27 protein-coding genes and 1 riboswitch are annotated in these 26944 nt (G+C 64.5%); of the genes, 10 read left to right on the top strand and 17 right to left on the bottom strand.

Annotation, left to right across the window (positions count from 1 at the left end; genetic code table 11):
• Positions 1-44: 44 nt before the first annotated feature.
• Positions 45-1937: an autotransporter outer membrane beta-barrel domain-containing protein gene (locus ISX93_RS00595; RefSeq protein WP_195776750.1), complete on the top strand. Its 1893-nt coding sequence runs from the start codon at positions 45-47 to the stop codon at positions 1935-1937.
• 46 nt (positions 1938-1983) lie between these two features.
• Here the strand turns inward: ISX93_RS00595 and ISX93_RS00590 are convergent, their stop codons facing one another.
• Positions 1984-2745, bottom strand: coding sequence for an ABC transporter permease (locus ISX93_RS00590; RefSeq protein ID WP_195776749.1), 762 nt, complete (start codon positions 2743-2745; stop codon positions 1984-1986).
• Entirely contained in the window at positions 2742-3668 is a 927-nt protein-coding gene (locus ISX93_RS00585; RefSeq protein WP_195776748.1) for an ABC transporter ATP-binding protein, read from the bottom strand. The genes ISX93_RS00590 and ISX93_RS00585 overlap by 4 nt, the downstream gene beginning before the upstream one ends.
• Positions 3669-3879: 211 nt before the next feature.
• On the opposite strand from ISX93_RS00585, the gene ISX93_RS00580 reads away from it, so the two are divergent.
• Entirely contained in the window at positions 3880-4434 is a 555-nt protein-coding gene (locus ISX93_RS00580) for a cytochrome b (protein WP_195776747.1), read from the top strand.
• Positions 4435-4455: 21 nt separating this feature from the next.
• Positions 4456-5031, top strand: coding sequence for a YceI family protein (locus ISX93_RS00575; RefSeq protein ID WP_195776746.1), 576 nt, complete (start codon positions 4456-4458; stop codon positions 5029-5031).
• Positions 5032-5086: 55 nt separating this feature from the next.
• On the opposite strand, the gene ISX93_RS00570 is transcribed toward ISX93_RS00575, so the two are convergent.
• The 5 genes from ISX93_RS00570 to ISX93_RS00550 form a co-directional block, all read right to left on the bottom strand.
• Positions 5087-6874, bottom strand: a complete 1788-nt coding sequence (locus tag ISX93_RS00570) for a DEAD/DEAH box helicase (protein ID WP_195776745.1) — start codon at positions 6872-6874, stop codon at positions 5087-5089.
• Between the two features lie 232 nt (positions 6875-7106).
• Positions 7107-7952, bottom strand: coding sequence for a methylenetetrahydrofolate reductase [NAD(P)H] (gene metF / locus ISX93_RS00565; RefSeq protein WP_195776744.1), 846 nt, complete (start codon positions 7950-7952; stop codon positions 7107-7109).
• A 109-nt stretch (positions 7953-8061) separates the two neighbouring features.
• Positions 8062-9456: an adenosylhomocysteinase gene (ahcY, locus tag ISX93_RS00560; protein ID WP_195776743.1), complete on the bottom strand. Its 1395-nt coding sequence runs from the start codon at positions 9454-9456 to the stop codon at positions 8062-8064.
• 25 nt (positions 9457-9481) lie between these two features.
• Positions 9482-9621: riboswitch (S-adenosyl-L-homocysteine riboswitch) on the bottom strand.
• A 107-nt stretch (positions 9622-9728) separates the two neighbouring features.
• The gene (locus tag ISX93_RS00555; RefSeq protein WP_195776742.1) at positions 9729-11441 is read right to left on the bottom strand and encodes an ATP-binding SpoIIE family protein phosphatase; all 1713 of its coding nucleotides are present in this window, start codon (positions 11439-11441) and stop codon (positions 9729-9731) included.
• Between the two features lie 9 nt (positions 11442-11450).
• On the bottom strand, positions 11451-11741 hold the full coding sequence (locus ISX93_RS00550) for an STAS domain-containing protein (RefSeq protein WP_195776741.1): 291 nt from the start codon (positions 11739-11741) through the stop codon (positions 11451-11453).
• 303 nt (positions 11742-12044) lie between these two features.
• Here ISX93_RS00550 and ISX93_RS00545 point away from each other — a divergent pair, with 303 nt between their 5' ends.
• Positions 12045-12491 (top strand): c-type cytochrome, encoded by a 447-nt coding sequence (locus tag ISX93_RS00545; protein WP_195776740.1) that lies wholly within the window; start codon positions 12045-12047, stop codon positions 12489-12491.
• A gap of 76 nt (positions 12492-12567) precedes the next feature.
• Here ISX93_RS00545 and metK read toward each other — a convergent pair whose 3' ends face one another.
• The 3 genes from metK to ISX93_RS00530 all read right to left on the bottom strand — a co-directional run bounded on the left by metK (position 12568) and on the right by ISX93_RS00530 (position 15285).
• Positions 12568-13758, bottom strand: coding sequence for a methionine adenosyltransferase (metK, locus tag ISX93_RS00540; RefSeq protein WP_195776739.1), 1191 nt, complete (start codon positions 13756-13758; stop codon positions 12568-12570).
• The gene (locus ISX93_RS00535) at positions 13755-14771 is read right to left on the bottom strand and encodes an ArsR/SmtB family transcription factor (protein ID WP_195776738.1); all 1017 of its coding nucleotides are present in this window, start codon (positions 14769-14771) and stop codon (positions 13755-13757) included. The genes metK and ISX93_RS00535 overlap by 4 nt, the downstream gene beginning before the upstream one ends.
• An 82-nt stretch (positions 14772-14853) precedes the next feature.
• Positions 14854-15285 (bottom strand): hypothetical protein, encoded by a 432-nt coding sequence (locus tag ISX93_RS00530; protein WP_195776737.1) that lies wholly within the window; start codon positions 15283-15285, stop codon positions 14854-14856.
• A gap of 66 nt (positions 15286-15351) precedes the next feature.
• Here ISX93_RS00530 and pip point away from each other — a divergent pair, with 66 nt between their 5' ends.
• Positions 15352-16317 carry a prolyl aminopeptidase gene (gene pip / locus ISX93_RS00525; protein ID WP_195776736.1) on the top strand — a complete coding sequence of 322 codons (966 nt, stop codon included), beginning with the start codon at positions 15352-15354 and terminating at the stop codon, positions 16315-16317.
• The gene (dtd, locus tag ISX93_RS00520; protein WP_195776735.1) at positions 16314-16751 is read left to right on the top strand and encodes a D-aminoacyl-tRNA deacylase; all 438 of its coding nucleotides are present in this window, start codon (positions 16314-16316) and stop codon (positions 16749-16751) included. The genes pip and dtd overlap by 4 nt, the downstream gene beginning before the upstream one ends.
• A 239-nt stretch (positions 16752-16990) precedes the next feature.
• Here the strand turns inward: dtd and secB are convergent, their stop codons facing one another.
• The 3 genes from secB to ISX93_RS00505 are packed head-to-tail and all read right to left on the bottom strand — an operon-like array spanning position 16991 to position 18185.
• Positions 16991-17467 (bottom strand): protein-export chaperone SecB, encoded by a 477-nt coding sequence (gene secB / locus ISX93_RS00515; protein ID WP_195776734.1) that lies wholly within the window; start codon positions 17465-17467, stop codon positions 16991-16993.
• Positions 17468-17519: 52 nt separating this feature from the next.
• Entirely contained in the window at positions 17520-17771 is a 252-nt protein-coding gene (gene grxC, locus ISX93_RS00510) for a glutaredoxin 3 (protein WP_195776733.1), read from the bottom strand.
• The gene (locus ISX93_RS00505) at positions 17772-18185 is read right to left on the bottom strand and encodes a rhodanese-like domain-containing protein (protein ID WP_195776732.1); all 414 of its coding nucleotides are present in this window, start codon (positions 18183-18185) and stop codon (positions 17772-17774) included.
• A 138-nt stretch (positions 18186-18323) separates the two neighbouring features.
• On the opposite strand from ISX93_RS00505, the gene gpmI reads away from it, so the two are divergent.
• The 3 genes from gpmI (at position 18324) to ISX93_RS00490 (ending at position 22544) form a co-directional block, all read left to right on the top strand.
• Positions 18324-19859, top strand: a complete 1536-nt coding sequence (gpmI, locus tag ISX93_RS00500; protein WP_195776731.1) for a 2,3-bisphosphoglycerate-independent phosphoglycerate mutase — start codon at positions 18324-18326, stop codon at positions 19857-19859.
• 113 nt (positions 19860-19972) lie between these two features.
• The gene (locus ISX93_RS00495) at positions 19973-21205 is read left to right on the top strand and encodes a murein hydrolase activator EnvC family protein (protein WP_195776730.1); all 1233 of its coding nucleotides are present in this window, start codon (positions 19973-19975) and stop codon (positions 21203-21205) included.
• A gap of 25 nt (positions 21206-21230) precedes the next feature.
• Entirely contained in the window at positions 21231-22544 is a 1314-nt protein-coding gene (locus ISX93_RS00490) for a S41 family peptidase (RefSeq protein WP_195776729.1), read from the top strand.
• A 108-nt stretch (positions 22545-22652) separates the two neighbouring features.
• On the opposite strand, the gene hisF is transcribed toward ISX93_RS00490, so the two are convergent.
• The 4 genes from hisF to hisB form a co-directional block, all read right to left on the bottom strand.
• Positions 22653-23423 (bottom strand): imidazole glycerol phosphate synthase subunit HisF, encoded by a 771-nt coding sequence (hisF, locus tag ISX93_RS00485; RefSeq protein ID WP_195776728.1) that lies wholly within the window; start codon positions 23421-23423, stop codon positions 22653-22655.
• A gap of 98 nt (positions 23424-23521) precedes the next feature.
• A complete protein-coding gene (gene hisA / locus ISX93_RS00480) occupies positions 23522-24259 on the bottom strand; it encodes a 1-(5-phosphoribosyl)-5-[(5-phosphoribosylamino)methylideneamino]imidazole-4-carboxamide isomerase (RefSeq protein ID WP_195776727.1) in 738 nt (245 codons plus the stop codon).
• Between the two features lie 111 nt (positions 24260-24370).
• A complete protein-coding gene (hisH, locus tag ISX93_RS00475) occupies positions 24371-25009 on the bottom strand; it encodes an imidazole glycerol phosphate synthase subunit HisH (protein ID WP_195776726.1) in 639 nt (212 codons plus the stop codon).
• The gene (hisB, locus tag ISX93_RS00470; RefSeq protein WP_195776725.1) at positions 25010-25603 is read right to left on the bottom strand and encodes an imidazoleglycerol-phosphate dehydratase HisB; all 594 of its coding nucleotides are present in this window, start codon (positions 25601-25603) and stop codon (positions 25010-25012) included.
• 211 nt (positions 25604-25814) lie between these two features.
• On the opposite strand from hisB, the gene ISX93_RS00465 reads away from it, so the two are divergent.
• Positions 25815-26921 (top strand): NAD(P)/FAD-dependent oxidoreductase, encoded by a 1107-nt coding sequence (locus tag ISX93_RS00465; protein WP_195776724.1) that lies wholly within the window; start codon positions 25815-25817, stop codon positions 26919-26921.
• The last annotated feature ends 23 nt before the right edge of the window (positions 26922-26944 follow it).

Here is a 26944-nt window from a genome sequence, read left to right as displayed (position 1 = left end):
GACTTGTGCGTCAGTTCTACTAAGAACAACAAGGAGCGACCTGCATGAAAAGACTGCTTACCCCTCTGGCGGCTGCCTGCCTGCTGGCGACGGCTTCGACCGTTTCTGCAGCATCCTATTCGGCGCTGTACATCTTCGGCGACAGCCTGAGCGATGCCGGCCAGTTTCCGGATGCCGGCGGCCCAGCCAATTCGACCCAGCGGTTTACCAACCGAACCGGACCTACCTATCAGCCGGGCAGCGGAGAAATCCGCGGTCAAACTGCGCCGATGCTGATAGGCCAGCAACTTGGCCTCGGTCCGCAGACACCTTCCACTTCTGCGGTCTATCAGAGCAATGGCTGGGCCGATGGCAACGACTGGGCAGTGGGCGGTTACACCACCAGCCAAATCTATGATTCGATTACGGCGGTCGGTGGTTCAGTCGTCAGTGGTCAGCGTACGCGCGATGGCTATCTGATCTCTACCGGCGGGCGGGCGGATCCCAATGCGCTCTACTATGTGAACGGTGGCGGTAACGATTTTCTGCAGCTGCAGGTATTAAATACAGCGCAGGCTCAAGCAGCAGCCGGGCGGCTGGTGGATAGCGTTGAGGCGCTACAGGCAGCAGGTGCCCGCTACATCATGGTTTCGCTATTGCCGGATGTGGGCAATACCCCGACGCTCGGTGGCAATGCTTTCTTTTCAGGCTTGGCGAATGACCTCAACACCGAGCTGGTAGCGCAGCTGCGCGGGATAAATGCCCAGATCATCCCGCTGAACAATCCTTTGCTGGCTTCCGAGTTATTGGCCAACCCGGCAATCTTCGGCTTCGATGCCACCCAGAATCTTGTCGGGACCTGCTTTGATGGTTGCGCCAATGTAAATCCGACCTGGGGGATTTCCTCAGCGACCCCAGACCCGAGCAAGCTGCTGTTCAATGACGGCGTGCACCCAACCACCGCCGTACAGGAGATTCTGGCCGACTATGGCTACTCGCTGCTGAATGCCCCGGTGGAAATGAGTCTTTTGCCGCAAATGGGCCAGGCCAGCCTGCGTGGTCACCAGCAGCAATTGCGCAACGAATGGACCGCTGACTGGGAGAACTGGCAGACCGTTGGTGAGTGGCGCGGTTTCCTGATTGGCGGCGGCCAGCATCAGGATATCGACTCCCAGGGTGCTGACATGGGCAGTGCTGACGGCAATGGCTACAGCTTCAATCTGGGCACCAGCCTGCGTTTGGATGAGGCGTGGCGCATTGGGGCCGCGGTTGGCTACTACCAGCAGGATCTGGATGCGGGTGAAGCCAGCTCCGATTACAGCATGGATAGTTATCTGGGCTCGCTGTTCGCGCAATACCAGCAGAACCGCTGGTGGGGCGATCTGTCCGTCAGTGGCGGCAACCTGGACTATGACGACCTGAAGCGGAAGTTCTACCTGGGGCAGGTCAAGCGAACCGAGCATGGCAATACCAATGGTGACCTGTGGGCCGCCAGTACCCGTCTGGGTTATGACATCGCGCCACAGGCGGATAGCCAGTGGCATCTCAGCCCCTTCCTCAGCGCGGACTATTCCCGGGTAAATGTGGATGGTTTCAGCGAAGACGGCTCGCAGTCGACCACCTTGAACTTCGATGATCAGCAGCGTGATTCGCGGCGTCTGGGTGCCGGCCTGCAGGGACGATACCAGCTGGATCGCGCTACTGCGGTATTTGCCGAGTACTCCTTCCAGCGGGAATATGATGACGACGCCACCAAGGTGACTGCGGAGCTGGTCAGCCTGCCGGGTATCGACTTCGAGCTGAAGGGCTACACCCCCGGCAACGCCCTCAACAGTGGCACTCTGGGCGTAAGCCACCAGCTGACCGAGGAGTTGACCCTGCGCGGGGGATACACCTACGGCAAGGAAGATGACCAGACCCTGCAAGGTGTCAGCGCGTCGTTGTCCCTCGACTTTTAAATAAAGTCAGCCGGGGTGATGGCTCTGCCATCGCCCCGGTCTTGGTTCACTGCCTGATCCGGTAGCCGGTACGGAAGATCCACCACACCAGCGCCAGGCACAGCAGCAGGAAGCCCAGGGTCATGCCCAGGCTGATGCGCACGTCGACATCGGCCACCCCGTAGAAGCTCCAGCGAAAGCCGCTGATCAGGTAGACCACCGGGTTGAGCAGGGTGATCTTCTGCCAGAGGGGCGGCAGCATGTCGATCGAATAGAAACTGCCGCCGAGAAACGCCAGCGGGGTGACGATCAGCGCCGGGACTATTTGCAGTTTCTCCCAGCCATCGGCCCAGATCCCGATGATGAAGCCGAACAGGCTGAAGGTGATGGCGGTCAGCCCGAGAAAGGCCAGCATCCAGAACGGATGGACGATCTCGAAGGAGACGAACAGCCTGGCGGTCAGCAGGATGATCAGGCCGAGGATCACCGATTTGGTGGCGGCCGCGCCGACATAGCCGATGACGATTTCCAGGTAGGACACCGGCGCCGACAGCAGCTCATAGATGGTGCCCGAATACTTCGGCATGTAGATGCCGAAGGCGGCGTTGGAAATGCTCTCGGTAAGCAGCGCCAGCATGATCAGGCCCGGCACGATGAACGCCGCATAACTCACGCCCTGTACCTGCACGATGCTCGAACCGATGGCCGAGCCGAATACCACAAAGTACAGCGAGGTCGAGATCACCGGCGTGGCGATGCTCTGCATCAAGGTGCGCCAGGTGCGCGCCAGTTCGAACAGGTAGATGGCACGAATGGCGTACAGGTTCATCCGCGCCCCCTTAGCAGATTGACGAAAATCTCTTCCAGCGAGCTCTGGCTCGATTGCAGGTCGCGGAAGTCGATGCCGAGCCCGGCCAGGGCCTTGAGCAGTTCGGCAATGCCGGTCTGCTCGCTCTGGATATCGAAGGTGAAGACCAGCTCGAGGCCATTGCCGCCAAGCTCCAGCGGAAAGCCGGCGAGTGCGGGGGGCAAGACCTGGAGTGGCTCCTTGAGCTGCAGCTTGAGCTGTTTCTTGCCGAGCTGGTGCATCAGCCGGGCCTTATCTTCCACCAGAATCAGCTGGCCGCCACTGATGATGCCGATGCGGTCGGCCATTTCCTCGGCTTCTTCAATGTAGTGGGTGGTCAGGATGATGGTCACGCCGCGCTCGCGCAGGCTGCGCACCATGTCCCACATGTCGCGGCGCAGTTCGACATCCACCCCGGCGGTGGGTTCGTCGAGAAACAGGATGGCCGGCTCGTGGGACAGGGCCTTGGCGATCATGACCCGGCGCTTCATGCCGCCGGACAGTTCGAAGATCTTGGCGTCGCGCTTGTCCCACAGTGCCAGGTCTTTCAGCAACTGCTCCAGATAGGCCGGATTGGCGGCCTTGCCGAACAGGCCGCGGCTGAAGCGCACGGTGGCCAAGACGGTCTCGAATACGTCGTTGAAAAGTTCCTGCGGCACCAGGCCGATCTGCGCGCGGGCACTGCGATAGTCCTGCCGGATGTCCTTGCCGCCGACCTTCACAGAGCCCGAGCTCGGGTTGACGATGCCGCAGATGATGCTGATCAGGGTGGTTTTGCCGGCGCCGTTGGGGCCGAGCAGGGCAAAGATCTCGCCCTGGCGGATCTCCAGGTTGATGTCCTGCAGGGCCTTGTGGCCGGAGGCGTAGGTCTTGTTCAGTTGCTCGACCGAGATCACGGATTGCACTGGGAGGGCCTTTGCTGGAAGAGGTGCGGCCAGTGTAAGAAAAATGCCCGCTGGATGCTGCGCGCCGGCGGTTTATTTTTACCCGGCAGCGGGGCGATGCCTGGCCTGGGCGAACGATCGTATTTCTCGATATTTCGAAAGCAAAGTTTCGACTTTTCTCCCGCGCAATTCCCGTTAGGCTTGCCGCAACACTCCGACGGATCCTTTCAGCATGCAGTGGCGCAACTCTTCAACCCGCTACGGCTGGCTCAGCATTGCGCTGCACTGGCTGGTGGCAGTGGCGGTCGTCGGCCTGTTCGGCCTCGGTCTGTGGATGGTCGAGCTGGACTATTACAGCAACTGGTACAAGGCTGCCCCGGATCTGCACAAGAGCATCGGCCTGTGCCTGTTTGCGCTGATGTTGCTGCGCCTGTGCTGGCGCTGGATCAGTCCGCCGCCCCTGCCACTGGCCAGCCATGGCCGGTGGACGCGCCGGGCCAGCAAGGCCGGTCATCTACTGCTGTATGCCGGACTGTTCGCGCTGATGCTGAGCGGCTACCTGATTTCCACCGCCGACGGTCGCGGCATCAGCGTGTTCGGCCTGTTCGAAGTGCCGGCCAGCCTGACCAGTATTCCCGACCAGGAGGATGTCGCCGGGCAGGTTCATCTGCTGCTGGCCTGGGTACTGGTGATTTTCGCCGGCCTGCATGCGCTGGCCGCCCTCAAGCACCATTTCGTCGACCGCGATGCGACCCTGCGGCGCATGCTCGGGCGCACCGACAGTTAACCCACACCAAGGAGTTTCACCATGCTGAAGAAAACCATCGCGGCCCTGGCATTGGGCAGTGCGCTGTTTGCCGGACCGTTGCTGGCTGCCGACTACGTGATCGACAAGCAGGGCCAGCACGCCTTCATCAACTTCAAGATCAGTCACCTGGGCTACAGCTGGCTGTACGGCACCTTCAGGGACTTCGATGGCACCTTCAGCTTCGATGCGGCCAAGCCCGAAGCCAGTGCGGTGAGTGTCAGCATCAACACCGCCAGCGTCGACTCCAACCATGCGGAACGCGACAAGCACCTGCGCAGCGGCGATTTCCTCAACGTTGACAAGTACCCGACCGCGAGCTTTGTTTCCACCGCAGTGAAGTCCACCGGGGCGGGGACCGCCGACATCAGCGGTAACCTGACCCTCAACGGGGTGACCAGGCCGGTGGTGATCGCGGCGCGCTTCGTCGGGGAAGGCAGCGACCCCTGGGGCGGCTACCGCGCCGGTTTTTCCGGCTCGACCACGCTCAAGCTGAAGGACTTCGAGATCCAGAAGGATCTCGGCCCGGCGTCCCAGGAAGTCGAGTTGATCCTCTCGGTGGAAGGCGTGCGCCAGTAAACCGGGCTAGCAACAAAAACGCCGGCATTCGCCGGCGTTCTTGTTGCTGCAAGGCTCAGTCCTCGCTGGGTCGGCTCGACAGCAGCGCCGGACGCTCGCGGCGGTCATTGCGGCTTTCCAGTTCGCTGAGCTGCTCCAGGGTTGGCAGGCGCTCACCCTTGCGGATGATCAGCGGCTGCTTGACGCTCCGTGCATCCTGCACGGCAGGCTCCTGCCGGCCGCTGCGCAGCGGATCCTGGCGCGAATCATCGCGGCGACCGCCACCATTGCTGCGTGCCGGGCCGTTGCGCTTGGGTTTGCCGGCCGCGCTGGCGCCCTGCGGTCGGGGTCGGTCGCCTTGCGGCCGGCCTTGGGCCGGTGCCGCACCAGTGCGCCGCGGATTGCGCCCCGGGGCTTTGGGCGGATTGGGACTGACGTAATCGGCGCGATTGCCAAAATTGTCGAACTCGTCGTCGAGGAAGGCTTCCGGGTCGCGGTTTGGCGGAGGTACGACCGGGGCACTGGGTGCCGTGGCACGCGCTTCCGCCGGTCCGCGACTTTGCCCGCGACCATTGTTGCGTGAGTTGCGGGAGCGGCCGTCCTTGCTTTCGGTGCTGCTGGCGGCAGGCTTGCTGCGCTCGCGTTGCGGGCGATCGGCGCGCGGCTGGCGCTCCGGGCGCGGGCCGCGCACTTCGGGTTTTTCCACTTCCACGGTGGAGGGATCGAAGCCCATGGTGTCGCCATCGGCAATGCGCTGGCGGGTCATGCGCTCGATGCCCTTGAGCAGTTTCTCCTCATCCGGCGCGACCAGCGAAATGGCTTCGCCGCTGCGCCCGGCACGGCCGGTACGGCCGATACGGTGCACATAGTCTTCCTCGACGTTGGGCAGCTCGAAGTTGACCACATGCGGCAACTGATCGATGTCCAGGCCACGCGCGGCGATATCGGTGGCGACCAGGATGCGCACCTGGCCGGCCTTGAAGTCGGCCAGGGCCTTGGTCCGCGCGTTCTGGCTCTTGTTGCCGTGGATGGCCACGGCCGGCAGGCCGTGCTTGTCGAGGTACTCGGCCAGGCGGTTGGCGCCGTGCTTGGTGCGGGTGAACACCAGCACCTGCTCCCAGGCTCCGGCGGTGATCAGGTGCGCCAGCAGGGCGCGCTTGTGGCTGGCCGGCAGGCGATAGACGCGTTGCTCGATGCGCTCCACCGTGGTGTTCGGCGGGGTGACTTCGATCCGCTCGGGGTTGTGCAGCAGCTTGCTCGCCAGTTCGCTGATCTCGCCCGAGAAGGTGGCCGAGAACAGCAGGTTCTGCCGCTGTGCCGGCAGCTTGGCGAGGACCTTCTTGACGTCATGGATGAAGCCCATGTCGAGCATGCGGTCGGCTTCGTCGAGCACCAGGGTTTCCACGTGCGACAGGTCGATGACCTTCTGGTTGATCAGGTCAAGCAGGCGGCCGGGGCAGGCCACCAGTACGTCGACACCTTTGGCCATGGCCTGGATCTGCGGGTTCATGCCAACCCCGCCGAAGATCACGGTGCTGACCAGTGGCAGGTCGCGGGCATATTGCTTGAAGCTGTCATGCACCTGCGCCGCCAGTTCGCGGGTCGGCGTCAGCACCAGTACCCGTGGCTGGCGCGGGCCGTGGCGATGCTCGCGATCCGGGTGGCCGTTGGGAAACAGGCGCTCGAGGATCGGCAGGGCAAAGCCGCCGGTTTTGCCGGTACCGGTCTGCGCGGCAACCATCAGGTCGCGGCCTTGCAGGGCGGCGGGAATAGCCCGCAGTTGGACGGGAGTGGGTGTGGTGTAGCCGGCGGCCTCGACGGCGCGGACTAATGCCTCGGAGAGACCGAGGGATGCAAAGGACATGAGTAATCCTGTCTGGTGAGGGCTTGGCCCTGTGGGAATATCTGCCTGGCTGGAGGCGTCTGGAAGACACCACCCCGTCCGGTCCTGCCGGGCCGAAGAAGGCCGAGCGTCCGGGCGTAAGCCTGGCGGGAGCCCGGAGTATAACAGAGCCTCCGGGGTGTGCGGGTGCCTATGTGCCCAGTGGTCAAACCGGGCATGGCGGTACTGGTAGCCGGTGCGGGCATGGCCGAACTCAGCGCGCCAGCTTCAGGTTGTGCCAGATCGCCAGGCTGGGCTCGGCCTGGTTCAGCGTGTAGAAGTGCAGACCCGGCGCGCCGCCCTGCAGCAGGCGTTCGCACATCTGCGTGACGACCTGTTCGCCGTAGGCCTGGATGCTGTCCATATCATCCCCGTAGGCTTCCAGCTGCTTGCGGATCCAGCGCGGGATCTCGGCGCCGCAGGCATCGGAGAAGCGAGCCAGTCGGCTGTAGTTGGTGATCGGCATGATGCCGGGGACCACCGGGATGTCGATGCCCAGCTTGCGCACGCGCTCCATGAAATAGAAGTAGCTGTCGGCATTGAAGAAATACTGGGTGATGGCGCTGTCGGCACCCGCCCGGACCTTGCGCTGGAAGTTGAGCAGGTCGTCCTCGAAGTTGCGTGCCTGCGGGTGCATTTCCGGGTAGGCCGCGACCTCGATGTGAAAGTGGTCGCCGGTTTCGTTGCGGATGAACTCCACCAGTTCGTTGGCATAGCGCAGTTCGCCGCTGGCCAGGCCCATGCCGGAGGGCAGATCGCCACGCAGGGCGACGATGCGCTGGATGCCGGCCTGGCGGTACAACTGAAGCAGGTTGCGCAGTTCTTCGGGTGAGTCGCCGACACAGGACAGGTGCGGTGCGGTCGGCACCTTCACTTCGCCATCCAGTTGCAGCACGGTGTTCAGCGTGCGGTCGCGGGTCGATCCGCCGGCACCGTAGGTGCAGGAGAAGAAGTCCGGCTGGTAGCGCGCCAGTTCGCGCGCCACGCCCATCAGCTTTTCATGCCCGGCATCGGTCTTGGTCGGGAAGAATTCGAAGCTGTAACGGTTTTGTTGGGTCATTGGGGGTATTCCGTAGGGTGGGTTGGCCGAAGGCGTAACCCACCACTAAGTGGCTTGGCTGGTGGGTTGCGCCGCTACACGGCTAACCCACCCTACGGATTGCGGAGTATCAGTAGCGGTAGCTGTCCGGCTTGAACGGGCCGTCCACGCTGACGCCGATGTACTCGGCCTGCTTGCCGGTGAGCTGGGTGACCACGCCACCGAAACCCTTGACCATTTCCAGCGCGACTTCCTCGTCGAGCTTCTTCGGCAGCACTTCGACGCTCAGCCGTGCAGCTTTCTCGGCCGCCGGCAGGTTGGCGAACTTGGCGCCGAACAGGTGGATCTGCGCCAGCACCTGGTTGGCGAAGGAGCCGTCCATGATCCGGCTCGGGTGGCCGGTGGCGTTGCCCAGGTTGACCAGACGGCCTTCGGACAGCAGCAGCAGGTAATCGTCATTCTGCGCATCGAAGCCGTCCTTGCCGGTGCGGTGCACCTTGTGCACCTGTGGCTTGACCTCTTCCCAGGCCCAGTTGGCACGCATGAAGGCGGTGTCGATCTCGTTGTCGAAGTGGCCGATGTTGCACACCACGGCGCGCTTCTTCAGGGCCTTGAGCATGTTGGCGTCGCACACGTTGACGTTGCCGGTGGTGGTGACGATCAGGTCGATCTTGCCCAGCAGCGCGCTGTCGATGCTGGCGGCAGTGCCGTCATTCAGGCCGTTCTTGAACGGCGAAACCACCTCGAAGCCGTCCATGCAGGCCTGCATGGCGCAGATCGGATCGATCTCGGAGACCTTGACGATCATGCCTTCCTGGCGCAGCGATTGCGCCGAACCCTTGCCCACGTCGCCATAACCGATGACCAGCGCCTGCTTGCCCGACAGCAGGTGGTCGACGCCGCGCTTGATCGCGTCGTTGAGGCTGTGGCGGCAGCCGTACTTGTTGTCGTTCTTGCTCTTGGTCACCGAGTCGTTGACGTTGATCGCCGGGATCTTCAGGGTGCCGGCCTTGAGCATGTCGAGCAGACGGTGCACACCAGTGGTGGTCTCTTCGGTGACGCCGTGGATCTTGTCGAGCATCGCCGGGTATTTCTGGTGGATGATCTGGGTCAGGTCGCCACCGTCGTCGAGGATCATGTTGGCAGCCCATGGCTTGCCGTTTTCGAGGATGGTCTGCTCGATGCACCATTCGTATTCCGCCTCGGTTTCACCCTTCCAGGCGTATACCGGGATGCCGGCGGCAGCGATGGCAGCGGCGGCCTGATCCTGGGTGGAGAAAATGTTGCAGCTCGACCAGCGCACTTCGGCACCCAGGGCAACCAGGGTTTCGATCAGTACGGCGGTCTGGATGGTCATGTGGATGCAGCCGATGATCTTCGCCCCGGCCAGCGGCTTGCTCGCGCCGTACTTGCGGCGCATGCCCATCAGGGCAGGCATTTCGGATTCGGCAATGATGATTTCGCGACGACCCCAGGCAGCCAGGGACAGGTCAGCAACTTTGTAATCGGCAAAAGCAGCGCTCATGCGAGTGTCTCCATTCGTATTGTGTGCGAATCGAGCGCCGTTGTGCGTATTCAGGCTGGCGGCGGAGGATCTGCCGGAGCCTGGGGAACGCGCCCCGTACGAGCCTGACAGTCCGAGCCACGGTAAAGACCGGGTTGGTGAACTGCTGCAGCGCCCCTCGGACGGGTTGCGGGAGCAACGGCCACGGGGGGCTGTTGCGACAAGCCGGGCGATTATATCCGGGCCGGGGCGCTTGCCCAAGCCTTTCTGTCTGCTGGCGTCCTGCTACCTGGTTAGGCGCTCTCCTCGGTGCTGTCATGCTCCCAGCGGAACTCGGCCAGTACCTGATTGCCGGGGGGCATGAATTCCAGCCTGGAGCACAGGCCCTTGAGCAGCTGGAGGCCGCGGCCATGGTATAGCTGCAGGTCGCTCTGCGGCAGCTCGAACGCCAGCGCGGCATGGTCGAAGCCTGGCCCGCTGTCGCTCACCGTGATACTCACCAGGCTGCTGTCGGGGCCGCTGATCTGGTTGATCTGCAGCCTGATCTCGCCAGCCTCGAGCGCTGCCAGGCGCTCCTGGCGCTGGTGCAGGTAGCGCTCGAAACCATCCAGATCATGCTTGATGCTGGATTCCAGGCCGAGGATACCGTGATCCAGGGCGTTGCCCAGCAGTTCGCGCAGGATCAGCCGGAACAGGCCCTGGCGGACATTGTCCAGGCCCAGTTGCTGGCAGAAATCGCTGATCAGCGGCTCCAGATCCAGGCGCTTGAGTTGCGCGGCAGTCAGCAGCAGCTGCAGGCCCCAGGTCCCGGCGCCATCGGTGCGGCTATCCGCGGCCTTTTTCGGCACCGACAGGGCTTCGCGACAGCTGAGCTGCAGGCAGGACAGATCATCATGTGGCAGGGCCTGCTGCAGGTGTTCGGTGACGGCCCGCCTGACCCGCAGCAGGCGCTGGTCTGGCGCCGTCCGGTGCAATGCCTGTTCCAGACGCTGCTTGCCAAAGGCTTCGCCGGCGGCGTTTTCCGCCTCGATCAGGCCATCGGAGAACATGAACAGCTGGGCTTCTTCGGTCAGGTGCATGGTTTCCACTTCGTGCCCGGCCTGCTGGTTGTCGACGATGCCCAGCGGCAGGTTGTGTGAGTGGAAGCGCCAGAGGACTTCGCCGGCATTGCTGAGCAACACGGCTGAAGGAATGCCGCCATTCCATACCTCGAGGGTGCCCTCGCGACTGCGATAGCAGGCGGCCAGCGCCGCGACGAAGCGCTCGGGCGGACTGTAGGCGCGGTGCTGGGTGTTCATTTCCTGGACGATGCTGCGCAGCTGGAAGCCTTTGGCCGCCATCGCGTAGAAGGTCTGCGACAGCGGAATCAGGGTCAGGGCGGCGGGCAGGCCATGCCCGGTGGCGTCGGCCAGCATCACGTAGATATCCCCGCTGCGCGAAGTGCTAACCAGCAGCAGGTCGCCAGAGACCAGGCTGGCCGGCTGCAGGTAGTGTTCGATGGCCGGATGCTGCAGCTGCTCGCGGCGCACCAGACGCTCCATGAGGAAATTGCTGATGCGTTTCTCTTCGGCTTCCAGGTTGGCGTAGCTCAGCAGCGCTATGTTCTGCCGGGAAATCTGCTGCTGCATCTGCGCGATGCGCCAGAACGAGTTGATCTTGGCTTCGAGGATGCTGAAGTTGATCGGCTTGGTCAGGAAGTCATCGCAGCCCGAGTTGAGGGCCAGTACCTGCTCATCGATGGCATTGCTGGCGGAGAGCATGATAATCGGCCGCCAGCCACTGTCCTGCTGCAGCGCCCGCAGCTGCCGGGTTGTCTGCAGGCCATCCATGCCGGGCATGAGGCGGTCCACCAGGACCAGATCGAAGGCCTCTGTGCGGTAGTGCTCCAGTCCGTCGCTGCCGTTGTCGAGATACAGCCCGGTATGTCCGAGCTGGACGATAAATGCGCTGATGGCCTGGCCGAGCAATGGATCATCATCGATCGTCAGGATATTCAGCGGTCTCATGGGCGGGGCCTAACGGAAGGTGAAGATTTTCTGGAAATTGGCTATTTCCAGCACTTCTTTCGTTACACCGTGCAAATTATGCAGTTCTACCGTGCAGTTGGCCGCCGTGGCGCGCTCACGCATCAGCAGCAGGATGCCGAGGGCTGCCGAGTCGATGTACTGCACATCCTGCAGGTCGACGATCAGCAGCCGGGTGCCGGCGATGTCGAGTGCCCGCTCATAGCTGTTGCGAAAGTCGCGGAAGCTGTTGAAGTCGAAGCGGCGGGCGGGGCGCAGGGTGACGGCGTTGGCTGTGCTCATGGGGCATCCTTGGGCTGGATCAGTGCCGTTGGCGCGCCGGGTCGGCTGGCCGCGACCGAGACTAAGTGCCTGCCACAGGTGCGGGGGCACAGCGCGGTGGACAACCGGCTACTGATCCTGTGTAGCTACATTATTGGATTTATGGCCTGGCCCAGTTTGCCAAAGACGCAGGCGCTGTGCACAGGCGGCCACGGTGAATTCTACTTCCGTCTGACAGCGTTGCGCGGCATTAGTTGCGCAAACGGCGCAGTGAGGCAGCGGCCTTCGGTTACACTGGCCGCCCGATTCGATTCAGGCTGAGCCATGATGCGCCGTTCCCTGCTGCTTTGTTGCGTGGTTGTCTTGCTGGCCGGCTGTGGCGGCGTCGATCCGGACTCGCCGCTGGGCAAGCGTCAGGCGATCTTCAAGCAAATGCTGAAAACCAGCGAAGAGCTGGGCGGCATGCTGCGCGGACGGCTGAAGTTCGACCCGGCGCGCTTCCAGCTGCAGGCGCAAGCGCTGGAGCGGCTGTCGAAGCAACCCTGGCAGCACTTCCCCAAGGTGCAGGATGCCGGAGAGAGCGCGGCAAAGTCGGACGTCTGGCAGCGCCAGGAGCGCTTCCAGGAGCTGGCGCGGGCACTGCAGCTACGCACGGCAGAGTTGCTCCAGGCCAGCCAGGCACAACCGCTGGCCCCGGCGGCGGTCAAGCCGGCCCAGGCCCGGGTAGAGGCCGCCTGCAAGGCCTGCCACCAGGAATTCCGCTCGCACTGAGTGGCGGGCGGCAGGCAGCAGGCGGCAGTAGTGCTCCGTGCGGGGTCTGGCGTCGGCATGGCCCCGCGTGGGCGGGTCAGAAGCCGGCAGCGGTGCGCAGGTCGTCGGCCTTGTCGGTCTTTTCCCAGGTGAAGGTACTGAAGCTGTCGCCAGCCACGCTGACCTGCTGCGGCGTGCGTCCGAAGTGTCCGTAAGCGGCGGTGGCCCGGTACATCGGGTGCAGCAGGTCGAGCATTTTGGTGATGGCGTAGGGGCGCAGGTCGAAGATGTCGCGAACCAGGGCGATGATCTGCTCGTCACTGATCTTGCCGGTACCGAAGGTGTTCAGCGAGATGGAGGTTGGCTGGGCCACGCCGATGGCGTAGGACACCTGGATCTCGCAGCGCTCGGCCAGACCGGCAGCAACAATGTTCTTCGCCACATAGCGGCCGGCGTAGGCGGCCGAGCGGTCGACCTTGGACGGATCCTTGCCGGAGAAGGCGCCGCCGCCGTGCCGGGCCATGCCGCCGTAGGAGTCGACGATGATCTTGCGCCCGGTCAGGCCGCAGTCGCCCACCGGGCCGCCGATGATGAACTGGCCGGTCGGGTTGATGTGGAACTGGGTGTCCTTGTGCAGCAGCTCGGCCGGCAGCACGTGCTTGACGATCAGCTCCATCACGCCTTCGCGCAGGTCTTCGTACTTCACTTCCGGGTTGTGCTGGGTGGACAGCACCACCGCGTCGATACCGACCACCTTGCCATTCTCGTAGCGGCAGGTGACCTGGCTCTTGGCGTCCGGACGCAGCCACGGCAGCAGGCCGGACTTGCGCGCCTCGGCCTGGCGCTCGACCAGGCGGTGGCTGAAGCAGATCGGCGCCGGCATCAGCACGTCGGTCTCGTTGCTGGCGTAGCCGAACATCAGGCCCTGGTCGCCGGCGCCCTGGTCTTCCGGCTTGGCGCGATCGACGCCCTGGTTGATGTCCGGGGACTGCTTGCCAATGATGTTCAGTACGCCGCAGGTAGCGCCGTCGAAACCGACCTCGGAGCTGGTGTAGCCGATGTCGCAGATCACATCGCGGACGATCTGTTCCAGGTCGACCCAGGCACTGGTGGTGACTTCGCCGGCGACAATCGCCACGCCGGTCTTGACCAGTGTTTCGCAGGCCACGCGGGCATGCTTGTCCTGGGTAATGATGGCGTCCAGTACGGCATCGGAAATCTGGTCGGCGATCTTGTCCGGATGTCCTTCGGACACTGACTCGGAGGTGAAAAGGGAGTATTCGCTCATCTCGGCGTATTCCTGTGTGACGGATTGATGGTGGTTGCCGCAGGTTGCCGGAAGTGGCGCACCTGAATCTGGAAACCGTTGCGTAAGCCCAGGTAAACACTGTCTTCGGGCAACAGCCCGGCGGCGCTGGCCCAGCGGGCCAGGTCGTCCTGTTCGAAGCCCAGCCAGAGATCGCCGCAGGCCTCTCTGGCCCAGCTCTGGTTGTGGCTGCACAGCTCGGTGATCAGCAGACTGCCGCCGGGGTGGACCCTGGCGGCCAGCGCCTTGACCGCCTCGGCGGGGGCGGCGAAGTGGTGCAGCACCATGTTCAGCACCACGCAGTCGGCGCCCAGGCCATCCGCCTGCAGGGCATCGGCCAGCTGCAGGCGGATGTTCTGCAGGCCTTCGCTGCTGCAGCGCTGGCGGGCCATCTCGAGCATCGCCGGACTGTTGTCCAGCGCGGTTACCCGGGCAAAGCGCTGCGCCAGTTGCGGCAGGAAGCTGCCGTCGCCGGGGCCGATTTCCAGGGCGCTGGCCGCGGCCGGAAAATTCAGCGAGTCGAGCAGGGCCAGCAGGCTGTCGCGGTACTGCGGCAGGCCGGCGATCAGATCCTGCTGGGCCTGGAAGCGCTCGGCCATGCGCGCGAAGAAGTCGCGGCTGGCGGCGGCGCGCTGGGCATGCACGGCGGCAATGCGCTCCTCTGCGGCGGCCGGCAATGGCAGTGCGTCGACTTCCTCCAGCAGCGCGCTGTGCAGGCTGCCGCCAAACGCGTCGTTCTGCGCCAGCGCGCGGCGGTAGAAGATCGCCGTGCCTTCGCGACGGGTTGCGACCAGGCCGGCCTGGGCCAGCACCTTGAGGTGGTGGCTGATGCCCGACTGGCCGGTGGCGAAGATCTGCGCCAGTTCCAGCACGCCAAACGAGTCATTCGCCAGGGCGCGCAGGATGTGCAGGCGCAACGGCTCGCCGGCGGCCTTGCACAGGCTGGCCAGCAGGTCGCTGCTGGTGGTTTCGAGGAGGGTCGCCGGGAGGTTCATGCGGCCGCAGTTTAGGCAGCTTGGCCGGTCAGGGCAATTGCTATATCAAAAAAAGTTGATATTTCCATGCGACGCATGCGGGCTATTCCCAGTCGAGTCGCGCGAGCTGCCACTCGCCGTCTTCCAGCCACCACTCCAGGCGCACGCGGTAATGCCGGGCACTGTCCGGGATCAGGCCTTCGGCGCCGGCCAGGGTGACTTCGGCGGTGGTCCGGCCCCTGTCGCGAAAAGTCGGGTCGAGCTGGCTGCGTTTGCCGAGGGCGATGACCTTGACGTTCTTGTGGCGCAAGAACAGCAACAGCATGGTGCGCTTGGCCCAGTCGCGCTCGTACTGCTGCTGGGCGCGGAACTGCGGGTGCAGTTGTTCCAGCACGGCGCTGTTGCGCTTGGCTTCGAGATTCTCCTGCAGCAGGCTGACCGCTCTTTCCAGAGCCGCCTCCGGCGTGTCGCGCGTGCAGCCGGAGAATCCGCCGAGCAGGAAAATGCAGATCAATCCAAGGATGCGGACCGCCATGCCGGGCTCCTGTTTCCGTTATGCTTCCAGGTCAGATCAGACCGCCGCCTGTTTCGGGAGTGCATCATGCAGACGCTGTATCCGGAGATTAAACCTTATGCCCGCCATGCGCTGGCCGTCGACGAGCCGCATGTGCTGTATGTCGACGAGAGCGGCTCGCCCGCCGGTTTGCCCGTGCTGTTCATCCATGGCGGCCCGGGTGCCGGCTGCGATGCCCTGAGCCGGCGCTTCTTCGACCCCAACCTGTACCGCATCGTCACCTTCGACCAGCGCGGCTGTGGCCGCTCGACGCCCCACGCCAGCCTGGAAAACAACAGCACCTGGGACCTGGTGGCGGACATGGAGCTGATTCGCCAGCGCCTGGGGATCGACAAGTGGGTGCTGTTCGGCGGTTCCTGGGGTTCGACGCTGGCGCTGGCCTATGCGCAGAAACATCCGCAGCGGGTGCATGCGCTGATCCTGCGCGGCATCTTCCTGTGCCGGCCACAGGACTTCCAGTGGTTTTACCAGGAGGGCGCCAGCCGCCTGTTCCCGGATTACTGGGAAGACTACCTGGCGCCGATCCCGGCCGACGAGCGGGGCGACCTGATGCAGGCCTTCCACCAGCGCCTGACCGGGCCTGACGAGATTGCCCAGATGCAGGCGGCGCGGGCCTGGTCCGGCTGGGAAGGCCGCACGGCGACCCTGCGGCCCAATCCGCAGGTGGTCGAGCGCTTCCACGAGCGGGCCCTGGCGATCGCGCGCATCGAGTGCCACTATTTTGTGCACAACGCCTTCCTCGAGACCGACCAGTTGCTCCGAGACATGCCGAAGATCGCCCATCTGCCGGGGGTCATCGTGCACGGCCGCTACGATATGATCTGTCCGCTGGACAATGCCTGGGCGCTGCACAAGGCCTGGCCCAACAGCGAGTTGCAGATCATCCGCGATGCCGGGCATGCGGCCGGCGAGCCGGGGATTACCGATGCGCTGGTGCGTGCCGCCGACCAGATAGCCCATCGCCTGCTCGACCTGCCGCTGGACGAGGCATGAAGGCACTGCTGCAGCGCGTGCGCGGCGCGCGGGTGGAGGTGGCCGGCGAGGTGCTGGGCGCCATCGAGCAGGGCCTGCTGGTGCTGGTCGGGGTGCAGCCGCAGGACGATCAGGCCGCTGCCGACAAGCTGTTGCACAAGCTGCTGAATTTCCGCGTGTTCGCCGATGCCGAGGGCAAGATGAACCTGTCGCTGCGCGATGTCGCAGGCGGTCTGCTGCTGGTCTCGCAGTTCACCCTGGCCGCCGATACGCGCAGCGGCTTGCGCCCGGGTTTCTCCACGGCCGCCGCGCCGGCCCACGGCGAAGCGCTGTTCGACTACCTGTTGCAGCGGGCGCAACAGCAGCACAACCCGGTGGCCAGCGGCCGCTTCGGCGCCGACATGCAGGTGCACCTGGTGAACGACGGGCCGGTGACTTTCCTGCTGGAGACCTGAGCGGGGTTGGTACGGGCTTGGTTGTAGCTGGCCGCTTTTTCGCCTGCTCCAGGTACCCGCTTGCTGGCGCTGACTGCATGGCTGCAAGAGGTGGGGCGCAGGGTGGGCTTCAGCCCACCACAAAGCGCGCGCTGATATCGGTGGGCTGAGGCCCACCCTACGTATTGCACCCGACAGGTAACTGGCACAGCGGCATAAAAAAAACGCCCCGCAGGGCGTTTTCGGCAACCCGGCAGTTGTCAGGCCGGGATCTGGTTGGCCGACTGCATGCGCTGCAGTTCCTGCGCGTACAGCGCATCGAAGTTCACCGGGGCCAGCATCAGCGCCGGGAAGGAGCCGCGGGTCACCAGGTTGTCCAGCGCCTCGCGGGCGTAGGGGAACAGGATGTTCGGGCAGAAGGCGCCCACGGTATGGCTCATGGCGCTGGCATCGAGGCCCTTGATGAGGAAGATGCCGGCCTGCTGCACTTCGGCAATGAAGGCGGTTTCTTCGCCATTTTTCACCGTCACCGAGAGCTTCAGTACGACTTCCTGGAAATCACCTTCGAGCACGCGATGGCGGGTGTTGATGTCCAGCTCTACGCTCGGCCGCCATTCCTGGCGAAAGATCTCCGGGCTTTTCGGCGCCTCGAAGGACAGGTCGCGCACATAGATGCGTTGCAGCGAAAACTGTGGAGCCTGGTCTTCGGCGGCGGAATTGGTAGCTTGTTCGGTCATGGCAGAGCCTTCTTGTTGGTCAGTTGAAACAGGTTGGTAACGGGAAGTTGGATCAACCCAGCAGCGCGTCGAGCTTGCCGGCACGTTCCAGGGCATACAGATCGTCGCAGCCACCGACGTGGGTAGTGCCGATCCAGATTTGCGGCACGGACGTACGTCCGGCCTTTTGCGCCATTTCAGCGCGCAGCGCAGGCTGGCCATCGACACAGATCTCGTCGAAGGCCACGCCCTTGCTCTGCAGCAACTGCTTGGCGCGGATGCAGAACGGGCACCACGCCGAGCTGTAGATGACCACCGCCTGCATTTACTTCACCACAGGCAGATTGTCGCCGCGCCAGCCGGAAATGCCGCCGGCCAGTTTCACCGCATCGTAACCGGCCTTTTTCAGCTCGCGCGCGGCCGAGCCGGCATGCTGGCCGATCGCATCGACCAGGATGATGGTGCTGCCCTTGTGCTTTTCCAGCTCGACCATGCGCTCGGCCAGCTTGTCGAAGGGGATGTTCAGCGCCTGGACAATGTGCCCGCCGGCGAAATCCTTGTGCGCGCGCAGGTCGACGATGACGGCCTGTGCGCCATTGACCAGCGCCGTCAGCTCGCGGTTGGAGATGCTGCGGCCGCCGCGCCGGGTTTCGGAGACGATCAGCAAAGCCAGGGCGGCAGCGAACAGGCCGCTCAGAATGTAGTGATTAGTGGCGAATTCAATCAGGTGGGCAAGCATCGGGAGGTTCCACAAAGCTAAAATGGCGGCCAGTATACACAGCCCCGCAGGTCGGCCAAGCCCCGTCTGGCGGTGACTCCAGACGCCCCGGGATTTAGAATGCCCGCCCACTCCACCCCCCGAATCGAGCCAGAACATATGACTGCCACGCGCAAACCCTTGGTGCTGATCATCCTCGACGGCTTTGGTCACAGTGAAAGTACCGAGTACAACGCCATCCACGCGGCCCGGACTCCGGTCCTCGATGGCTTGCTGGCCACCCAGCCGCACGGCCTGATTTCCGGTAGCGGCATGGATGTAGGCCTGCCGGACGGACAGATGGGCAACTCCGAGGTCGGCCACATGAACCTGGGCGCCGGGCGCGTGGTGTACCAGGACTTCACGCGGGTGACCAAGGCCATTCGCGATGGCGAGTTCTTCCAGAATCCGGTGCTCTGCACCGCGGTGGACAAGGCGGTGGCCCGCGGCAAGGCTGTGCATATCCTCGGCCTGCTCTCGGATGGCGGCGTGCACAGCCATCAGGAGCATCTGGTCGCCATGGCCGAACTGGCCGCCCGGCGTGGTGCGGAGAACATCTACCTGCATGCCTTTCTCGATGGCCGCGACACCCCGCCACGCAGTGCGCAAGCGTCCATCGAGCTGCTGGATGCCACCTTTGCCCGCCTCGGCAAGGGCCGCATCGCCAGCCTGATTGGCCGCTACTTCGCCATGGACCGCGACAACCGCTGGGACCGCGTCGCCCAGGCCTATGAGCTGATCGTCGACGGTGCCGGTCAGTTCAGCGCCGCCACGGCGGTCGAAGGCCTGCAGGCTGCCTATGCCCGCGACGAAAGCGACGAGTTCGTCAAAAGCACGGTTATCGGTGCGCCGGTGCGGGTCGAGGACGGCGATGCCGTGGTGTTCATGAACTTCCGCGCCGACCGCGCCCGCGAACTGACCCGCGCCTTCGTCGAGCCGGGCTTCAAGGAGTTCGAGCGCGCCCGTGCAGCGCAACTGGCCGAGTTCGTCATGCTCACGCAGTACGCCGCGAGCATTCCGGCGCCGAGCGCGTTCCAGCAGACCTCGCTGGACAACGTGCTGGGCGAGTACCTGGCCAAGCACGGCAAAACCCAGCTGCGCATTGCCGAAACGGAAAAATATGCCCACGTCACCTTCTTCTTCTCCGGTGGCCGCGAGGAGCCGTTCCCGGGCGAGGAACGCATCCTGATTCCGTCGCCGAATGTCGCCACCTATGACCTGCAGCCAGAGATGAGCGCGCCGGAGGTGACTGCGCGCATCGTCGAAGCCATCGAGCAGCAGCGCTTCGACGTGATCATCGTCAACTACGCCAACGGCGACATGGTCGGTCATACCGGGGTGTTCGACGCCGCGGTCAAGGCCGTGGAGTGCCTGGACCGCTGTGTCGGGCAGATCGTCGCCGCCCTGGACAAGGTCGGCGGCGAGGCGCTGATCACCGCCGACCATGGCAATGTCGAGCAGATGGAGGATGTCTGCACCGGCCAGGCCCACACCGCCCACACCTGCGAACCGGTGCCCTTCATCTATGTCGGCCAGCGCGCGCTCAGCCTGCGTGAAGGCGGCGTGCTGGCCGACGTGGCGCCGACCATGCTGGCCTTGCTGGGGCTGCCGCAGCCGGCCGAAATGACCGGGCGTTCACTGGTCGAGCTGCGCTAGGCCGGGATGCGCCGGGCGGTTTGCCTCCCGGCGCATCCGCACACGCCTAGCAGCCGCTCGCTGGTTTTTTAGGCATACTAGGGTCTGCTCTCCAGCCTGGTAACGCACAGCCCATGTTTCGCGCCCTCTTCCTCGTAATGCTCGCCGCCCTGCTCAATCCGGCCCTGGCGGATGAACGCGCCGATGCCCAGCGCCAGCTGGAGCAGGCGAGCAAGGATATCGCCGAGCTGCAGCAGCTCATGCAGCAGCTGCAGAAAGAAAAATCCAGCGTGCAACAGGCGCTGCAGAAGACCGAAACCGAGATGGGCACCCTGGAGAAACAGGTCAGGGACTTGCAGCAGGAACTCAAGGACAGCGAGTCCGAACTCAAGCGCCTGGATGACGAGCAGAAGAAACTGCAGAGCGCGCGCCAGGAACAGCAGAAGCTGATTGCCATCCAGGTGCGCGCCGCCTACCAGGGCGGCGACCAGGAACCCTTGCGCCTGTTGCTCAACCAGCAGCAGCCGGAAAAATTCTCGCGCACACTGACCTACTACGAATACCTGGGCAAGGCGCGCCTGGAACAGCTGGCCACCTTCAATGAGACCCTGCGCCAGCTGGCCAATGTCGAGCAGGCCATCGTCATCCAGCAAACCCGGCTGCAGCAGCAGAAGGCGACCCTCGAAGAGCAGCGCGCGCAGCTGGCCGGCCTGCGCCAGGAGCGGCGCAACGCCCTGGCCAAGCTGAACAAGGAATACTCGGCGCGCGATCGCCGCCTGAAGGAGCGCCAGCAGGAGCAGGAAGCGCTCGCCGCGGTGCTGAAGTCCATCGAGGCGACCCTGGCCCGCCAGGCCCGTGAAGCCGAAGAGGCGCGCCAGCAGGCCTTGCTGGCGCAACAGGCCAGCCCGGCAACAGAGGCTGGCGGACCGCTGGTGTCCGCTGCCGGTAGCGCTTATGCCGGGCCGATGAGCAAGGCGCGCGGCCAGTTGCCGTGGCCGGTGAATGGTCGCCTGGTGGCCCGTTATGGCAGTGCCCGCGGCGGCGACTCGCGCAGCACCTGGGATGGCGTCATGATCAGCGCCGCCGCCGGCAGCCCGGTGAAGGCCGTGTATGGCGGCCGGGTGGTGTTTGCCGACTGGCTGCGTGGCGCCGGGCTGCTGGTCATCGTCGACCATGGTGACGGTTACCTGACGCTCTACGGGCACAACCAGAGCCTGTTGAAGAACGCCGGCGATCTCGTCAAGGCCGGCGAGGCGATCTCCACCGTCGGCAACAGCGGCGGGCAGGAAACCCCGGCACTGTATTTCGCCATTCGCCAGCAAGGCCGGCCGACCAACCCGGCGCAATGGTGCCGTGCGCAAGGGTAAGCCCGCGCTTTATCAGGAGTCTCACATGCCCTATCTGCCTCGCCTCACGCCGCTGGCCATGAGCCTTGCCCTGCTGCTGGGGAGTGCTGCCAGCCAGGCTGCCGAGACCCCTTCCAGCCCTGCCACCAGCAGCGCCAGGGGCGAGTTGCCGCTGGACGAATTGCGCACCTTTGCCGAGGTGCTGGACCGCATCAAGAGTGCCTACGTCGAGCCGGTGGATGACAAGACCCTGCTGGAGAATGCGATCAAGGGCATGCTCAGCAACCTCGACCCGCATTCAAGCTACCTGGGCCCGGAGGATTTCCGCGACCTGCAGGAAAACACCAGCGGCGAGTTCAGCGGCATCGGCATCGAAGTCGGCATGGAGGACGGCATGTTCCGCGTGGTTGCGCCGATCGACGATACCCCGGCAGCCAAGGCCGGCATCCAGCCGGGCGACCTGATCGTCAAGATCGACGGCAAGCCGACCGGCAACCTGTCGATGATGGAAGTGGTCGACCTGCTGCGCGGCAAGGTCGGCACCACGGTCGAGCTGACCCTGGTGCGCAATGATGACGAACCCTTCGACCTCGAGCTGACCCGCGCCAGTATCCCGGTGAAGAGTGTGAAAAGCCTGTTGCTGGAGGATGGCTACGGCTACCTGCGCATCAGCCAGTTCCAGGTCAACAGCGGCGACGAAGTGGGCAGCGCGCTGGCCAGTCTGAAGAAGGAAAACGCTGGGAAGAAACTCAACGGCCTGATCCTCGACCTGCGCAACAACCCCGGCGGGGTGGTGCAGGCGGCCGTCGAGGTGGCCGACCACTTCATGCGCAAGGGCCTGATCGTCTACACCAAGGGCCGCATTCCCAATTCGGAGATGCGCTTCTCGGCCGACCCGCGCGATGCCAGCGAGAATGTCCCGCTGGTCATCCTGATCAATGGCGGCAGCGCCTCCGCCTCGGAAATCGTCGCCGGGGCCCTGCAGGACCACAAGCGCGGCATCGTCATGGGCACCGAGAGCTTCGGCAAGGGCTCGGTACAGACGGTGCTGCCGCTGACCAACGAACGCGCGCTGAAGCTGACCACGGCGCTGTACTTCACACCCAACGGACGCTCGATCCAGGCCCAGGGCATCACCCCGGATATCGAGGTGAAACCGGCCAAGGTGACCCGCGAAAAGGATCACGAGAGCTACAAGGAAGCCGATCTGGCCGGCCATCTGGGGAACGGCAATGGCGGCGCCGACAAGCCCACCGGCAAGCCAGCCGCGCCGGTTGCCCGGCCGCAGGACGATGACTACCAGCTGAATCAGGCGCTCAGCCTGCTCAAGGGGCTGAACGTCACCCGCGGCGCGAAGTAGGCAGGCGCGGTTTAATTCCCAGGGTGGGCATCTCGCGAAGCGAATGCCCGCCAGCCGTGCAATGGTGGAAAAGGCCGTTGCCGTTTTCCGCCCTGCAGCTACGCCGAATCAGCGCACCACGATGCCGCGGCTGGCCAGGTAGGCCTTGGCTTCCGGCACGCTGTACTCGCCGAAGTGGAAGATGCTCGCCGCCAGCACCGCATCGGCCTTGCCTTCGAGGATGCCGGCCGCCAGGTGTTCGAGGTTGCCGACGCCGCCGGAAGCAATCACCGGGATGCCCACCAGCTCGCTGATGGCGCGGGTCACGCCGAGGTCGTAGCCGTTCTTCACGCCATCCTGGTCCATGCTGGTCAGCAAAATCTCGCCCGCCCCCAGGTCTTCCATCTTCTTCGCCCAGAGCACCGCATCCAGCCCGGTCGGCTTGCGCCCGCCGTGGGTGAAGATTTCCCAGCGCGGGGTTTCGCCGGGGAGCGAGACCCTCTTCGCATCGATGGCCACCACGATGCATTGCGAGCCGAAGCGCGCGGCGGCTTCACCGACGAACTCGGGGTTGAACACCGCCGCGGTGTTGATCGAGACCTTATCGGCGCCGGCATTCAGCAGGTTGCGGATGTCCTGAACAGTCCTGACCCCACCGCCAACCGTCAGCGGGATAAACACCTGGCTGGCCATGCGCTCCACCGTGTGCAGGGTGGTGTCGCGGCCGTCGACGCTGGCGGTGATGTCGAGGAAGGTGATCTCGTCGGCGCCCTGCTCATCGTAGCGGCGGGCGATTTCCACCGGGTCGCCGGCATCGCGGATGTTCTCGAACTGCACGCCCTTGACCACGCGGCCGTTGTCGACATCGAGGCAGGGAATGATGCGTTTGGCCAGTGCCATTAAGGTGTCCTCGAGTAGGGTGGAAAACGGACGCAAGCCATTTCCACCGGGAAATTCATGGTGGAAAACGCTACGCGGTTTTCCACCCTACGCCCGACTTAACCCTTGAAGCTGTCGCAGAAGGCCTGCGCCTCGGCGACATCCAAAGTGCCTTCATAGATGGCGCGGCCGGTGATGGCGCCGATGATGCCCGGCGAGCGGGCGCGCAGCAGCTTCTCGATGTCGCCGAGGTTGTGGATGCCGCCGGAGGCGATCACCGGAATCCGGCTGGCCGCCGCCAGGGCCGCGGTGGCCTCGACGTTGCAGCCCTGCATCATGCCGTCTTTGGCGATATCGGTATAAACGATGGCCGCTACCCCGTCGGCTTCGAAGCGTCGCGCCAGGTCCACCGCCTGCACGCTGCTGACCTCGGCCCAGCCGTCGGTGGCGACGAAACCGTCCTTGGCATCCAGGCCGACAATCACCTTGCCGGGAAAGGCCTTGCACGCCTCGGCGACGAACTCCGGCTGCTTGACCGCCTTGGTGCCGATGATCACGTAGCTGACCCCGGCGCGCACGTAGTGCTCGATGGTTTCCAGCGAACGGATGCCGCCGCCGATCTGGATCGGCAGCTGCGGGTAGCGCCTGGCGATGGCGGTGACCACCTCGCCGTTGACCGGCTGGCCCTCGAAGGCGCCGTTGAGGTCGACCAGGTGCAGGCGCCGGCAGCCACCCTCGACCCACTTGGCGGCCATGCTCACCGGGTCGTCGGAAAACACCGTGGAATCTTCCATGCGGCCCTGGCGCAGACGCACGCAGGCGCCGTCCTTCAGATCGATAGCGGGGATAATCAGCATTGCTTTGTCATGTCCTGATGCTTGTGCCAAGCACGATTATTGTAGGAGCCAGCTTGCTGGCGATTTCGCCATGCCCGATCGCCAGCAAGCTGGCTCCTACAGGCTGTTGAGTTACCAGCGGCCATCCCAGCCAATGAAGTTCTGCAACAACTGCAGGCCGTGGGTATGGCTCTTCTCCGGGTGGAACTGCACGGCGAACTTCGAGCCTTCGGCCAGCGCCGCGGCGAAATCCTTGCCGTAGTGACCGCGCCCGACCACCTGCGCCGGATTGCCGGCTTCGATGTAGTAGCTGTGCACGAAGTAGAAGCGGCCGTGATCGGGGATTTCATGCCACAGCGGGTGGTCGAGCACCTGGGTGACTTCATTCCAGCCCATGTGCGGCACCTTCAGGCGTTCGCCATCCTCGACCAGGTCCTTGCCGAAGAAGCGTACCTGGCCGGGGAACAGGCCGATGCAGTCGACCCCGGCGTTCTCCTCGCTGCGCTCCATCAGCGCCTGCATGCCCACGCAGATGCCGAGAAACGGCCGGTCGGCGCTGACTTCACGCACCAGCTGGTCGAAGCCCAGGCGGCGGATTTCGGCCATGCAGTCACGGATCGCGCCGACCCCGGGGAACACCACGCGATCGGCTTCGCGGATCACCGCTGCATCGCTGGTCACCAGCACCTTACCGGCGCCAACGTGCTCAAGCGCCTTGGCCACCGAGTGCAGGTTGCCCATGCCGTAATCAATTACCGCTACCGTTTGCACTTACAGGCAGCCCTTGGTCGAGGGCATCTGCCCGGCCATGCGCGGATCCAGCTCGATGGCCATGCGCAGGGCGCGGCCGAAGGCCTTGAACACGGTCTCGATCTGGTGGTGGCTGTTGTAGCCGCGCAGGTTGTCGATGTGCAGGGTTACCAGCGCGTGATTGACGAAACCCTGGAAGAACTCCTGGAACAGGTCCACGTCGAAGCCGCCCACCGTGGCGCGGGTATAGGGCACATGCATCTGCAGGCCAGGACGCCCGGAAAAGTCGATCACCACGCGTGACAGGGCCTCGTCCAGCGGCACATAGGAGTGCCCGTAACGGGTCATGCCCTGCTTGTCGCCGACCGCTTTGGCAAATGCCTGGCCCAGGGTGATGCCGACGTCTTCCACGGTGTGGTGGTCGTCGATGTGCAGGTCGCCCTTGCACTGGATGTCCAGGTCGATCAGGCCGTGGCGGGCGATCTGGTCGAGCATGTGCTCGAGGAACGGCACGCCAATGTCCAGCTTGGCCTTGCCGCTGCCATCCAGGTTGATCGAGACCTTGATCTGGGTCTCCAGGGTGTTGCGCTCGACGAATGCCGTACGTTCGGCCATCACCAGCTCCAGAAATTGCCCGCGGGAAAGGCCGCCATTATAGGCGTGCCGCGCCGCACGCGGCTACCGGCGCCGGCGCCGGGGGGCGAAATCGTTCAGCGCCGGCAAGGCCGGCGGCCACGCCGCGGATTCCCGGCGAATCCGTCCGGCGCTTGATCTATTCTCGGGTTTTCGACTGAACAATTGCGGCGCGCGCCGCGGTGGAGTGTGCGTGGAGCGGATCGACATCCTGGTGATTGGCGCCGGTGCCGTCGGCCTGGCCTGTGCGGCGCGCCTGGCCGCGGCGGGACGCAGCCTGCTGATCTGCGAGCAGGAAGCGCAGGTCGGCAGCCACGCGTCCAGCCGTAATTCCGAAGTGATTCACGCCGGGATCTATTATCCGCCGGGCTCGCTGAAGGCCGAGCTGTGCATCGAAGGGCGGGCGCGGCTGTACGCCTGGTGCGGGCAGCATCAGGTGGCGTGCCAGCGCCTCGGCAAGCTGCTGGTGGCGGTCGAGCCGGCCGAACAGGCGCGCCTGGAGCAATTGCACGCCAATGCCCGCGCCTGCGCTGTGGAGTCGTTGCAGGTGCTGGATGCCCGGCAGGTCGGCGCGCTCGAACCGGCGCTGCGTGCCCATGCCGGGCTGCTCTCGCCCGACAGTGGCATCCTCGACAGCCACGCCTACCTGCAGTCCCTGCTCGCCTGTGCCGAGCAGCGCGGTGCGCAGCTGGCCCTGCACAGCCGGGTCGAGCGCCTGCAGCGGGCCGCCAGCGGCTGGCGGGTCGAGGGCAGCAGCCAGGGCGAGGCCTTCGCCCTGGAGGCCGGGCTGGTGATCAATGCCGCCGGGGCTTTCGCCCAGCGGCTGGCGGCGCACTCCGAAGGCCTTGCCGCTGCCCATATTCCGCGCCTGCACCTGTGCCGGGGCAATTACTTCAGCTACAGCGGCCGTTCGCCGTTCCGCCGGCTGATCTATCCGCTGCCCGAGGCCAACAGCGCCGGGCTGGGCATCCATGCAACCTTGGATCTTGGCGGGCAATTGCGCTTCGGTCCGGATGTGCAGTACCTGCAGCAGCTCGACTACCGGGTCGACGCGAGTAGGGGCGAAGCCTTCGCCATGGCGATCCGCCGCTATTTCCCGGCACTCGACGCACAGCGCCTGCAGCCGGCCTACAGCGGGGTGCGCAGCAAACTTTGCGGCCCCGGGGAACCGGCGGCAGACTTCGTCATCCAAGATAGCGCTGTGCATGGCCTGCCCGGGCTGATCAACCTGTTCGGTATCGAATCCCCGGGACTGACGGCCAGCCTGGCAATTGCCGAACGCCTTGCCGGCACGCTGTAGGGCGGCGGTGACGGCGTTATACT

Source organism: Pseudomonas sp. N040 (assembly GCF_015637705.1).
In the GTDB taxonomy this organism is placed as follows: Bacteria; Pseudomonadota; Gammaproteobacteria; order Pseudomonadales; family Pseudomonadaceae; genus Aquipseudomonas.
The sequence above is the reverse complement of the archived record's forward strand: the minus strand, read 5'-3'. Positions and strand labels throughout refer to the sequence as shown.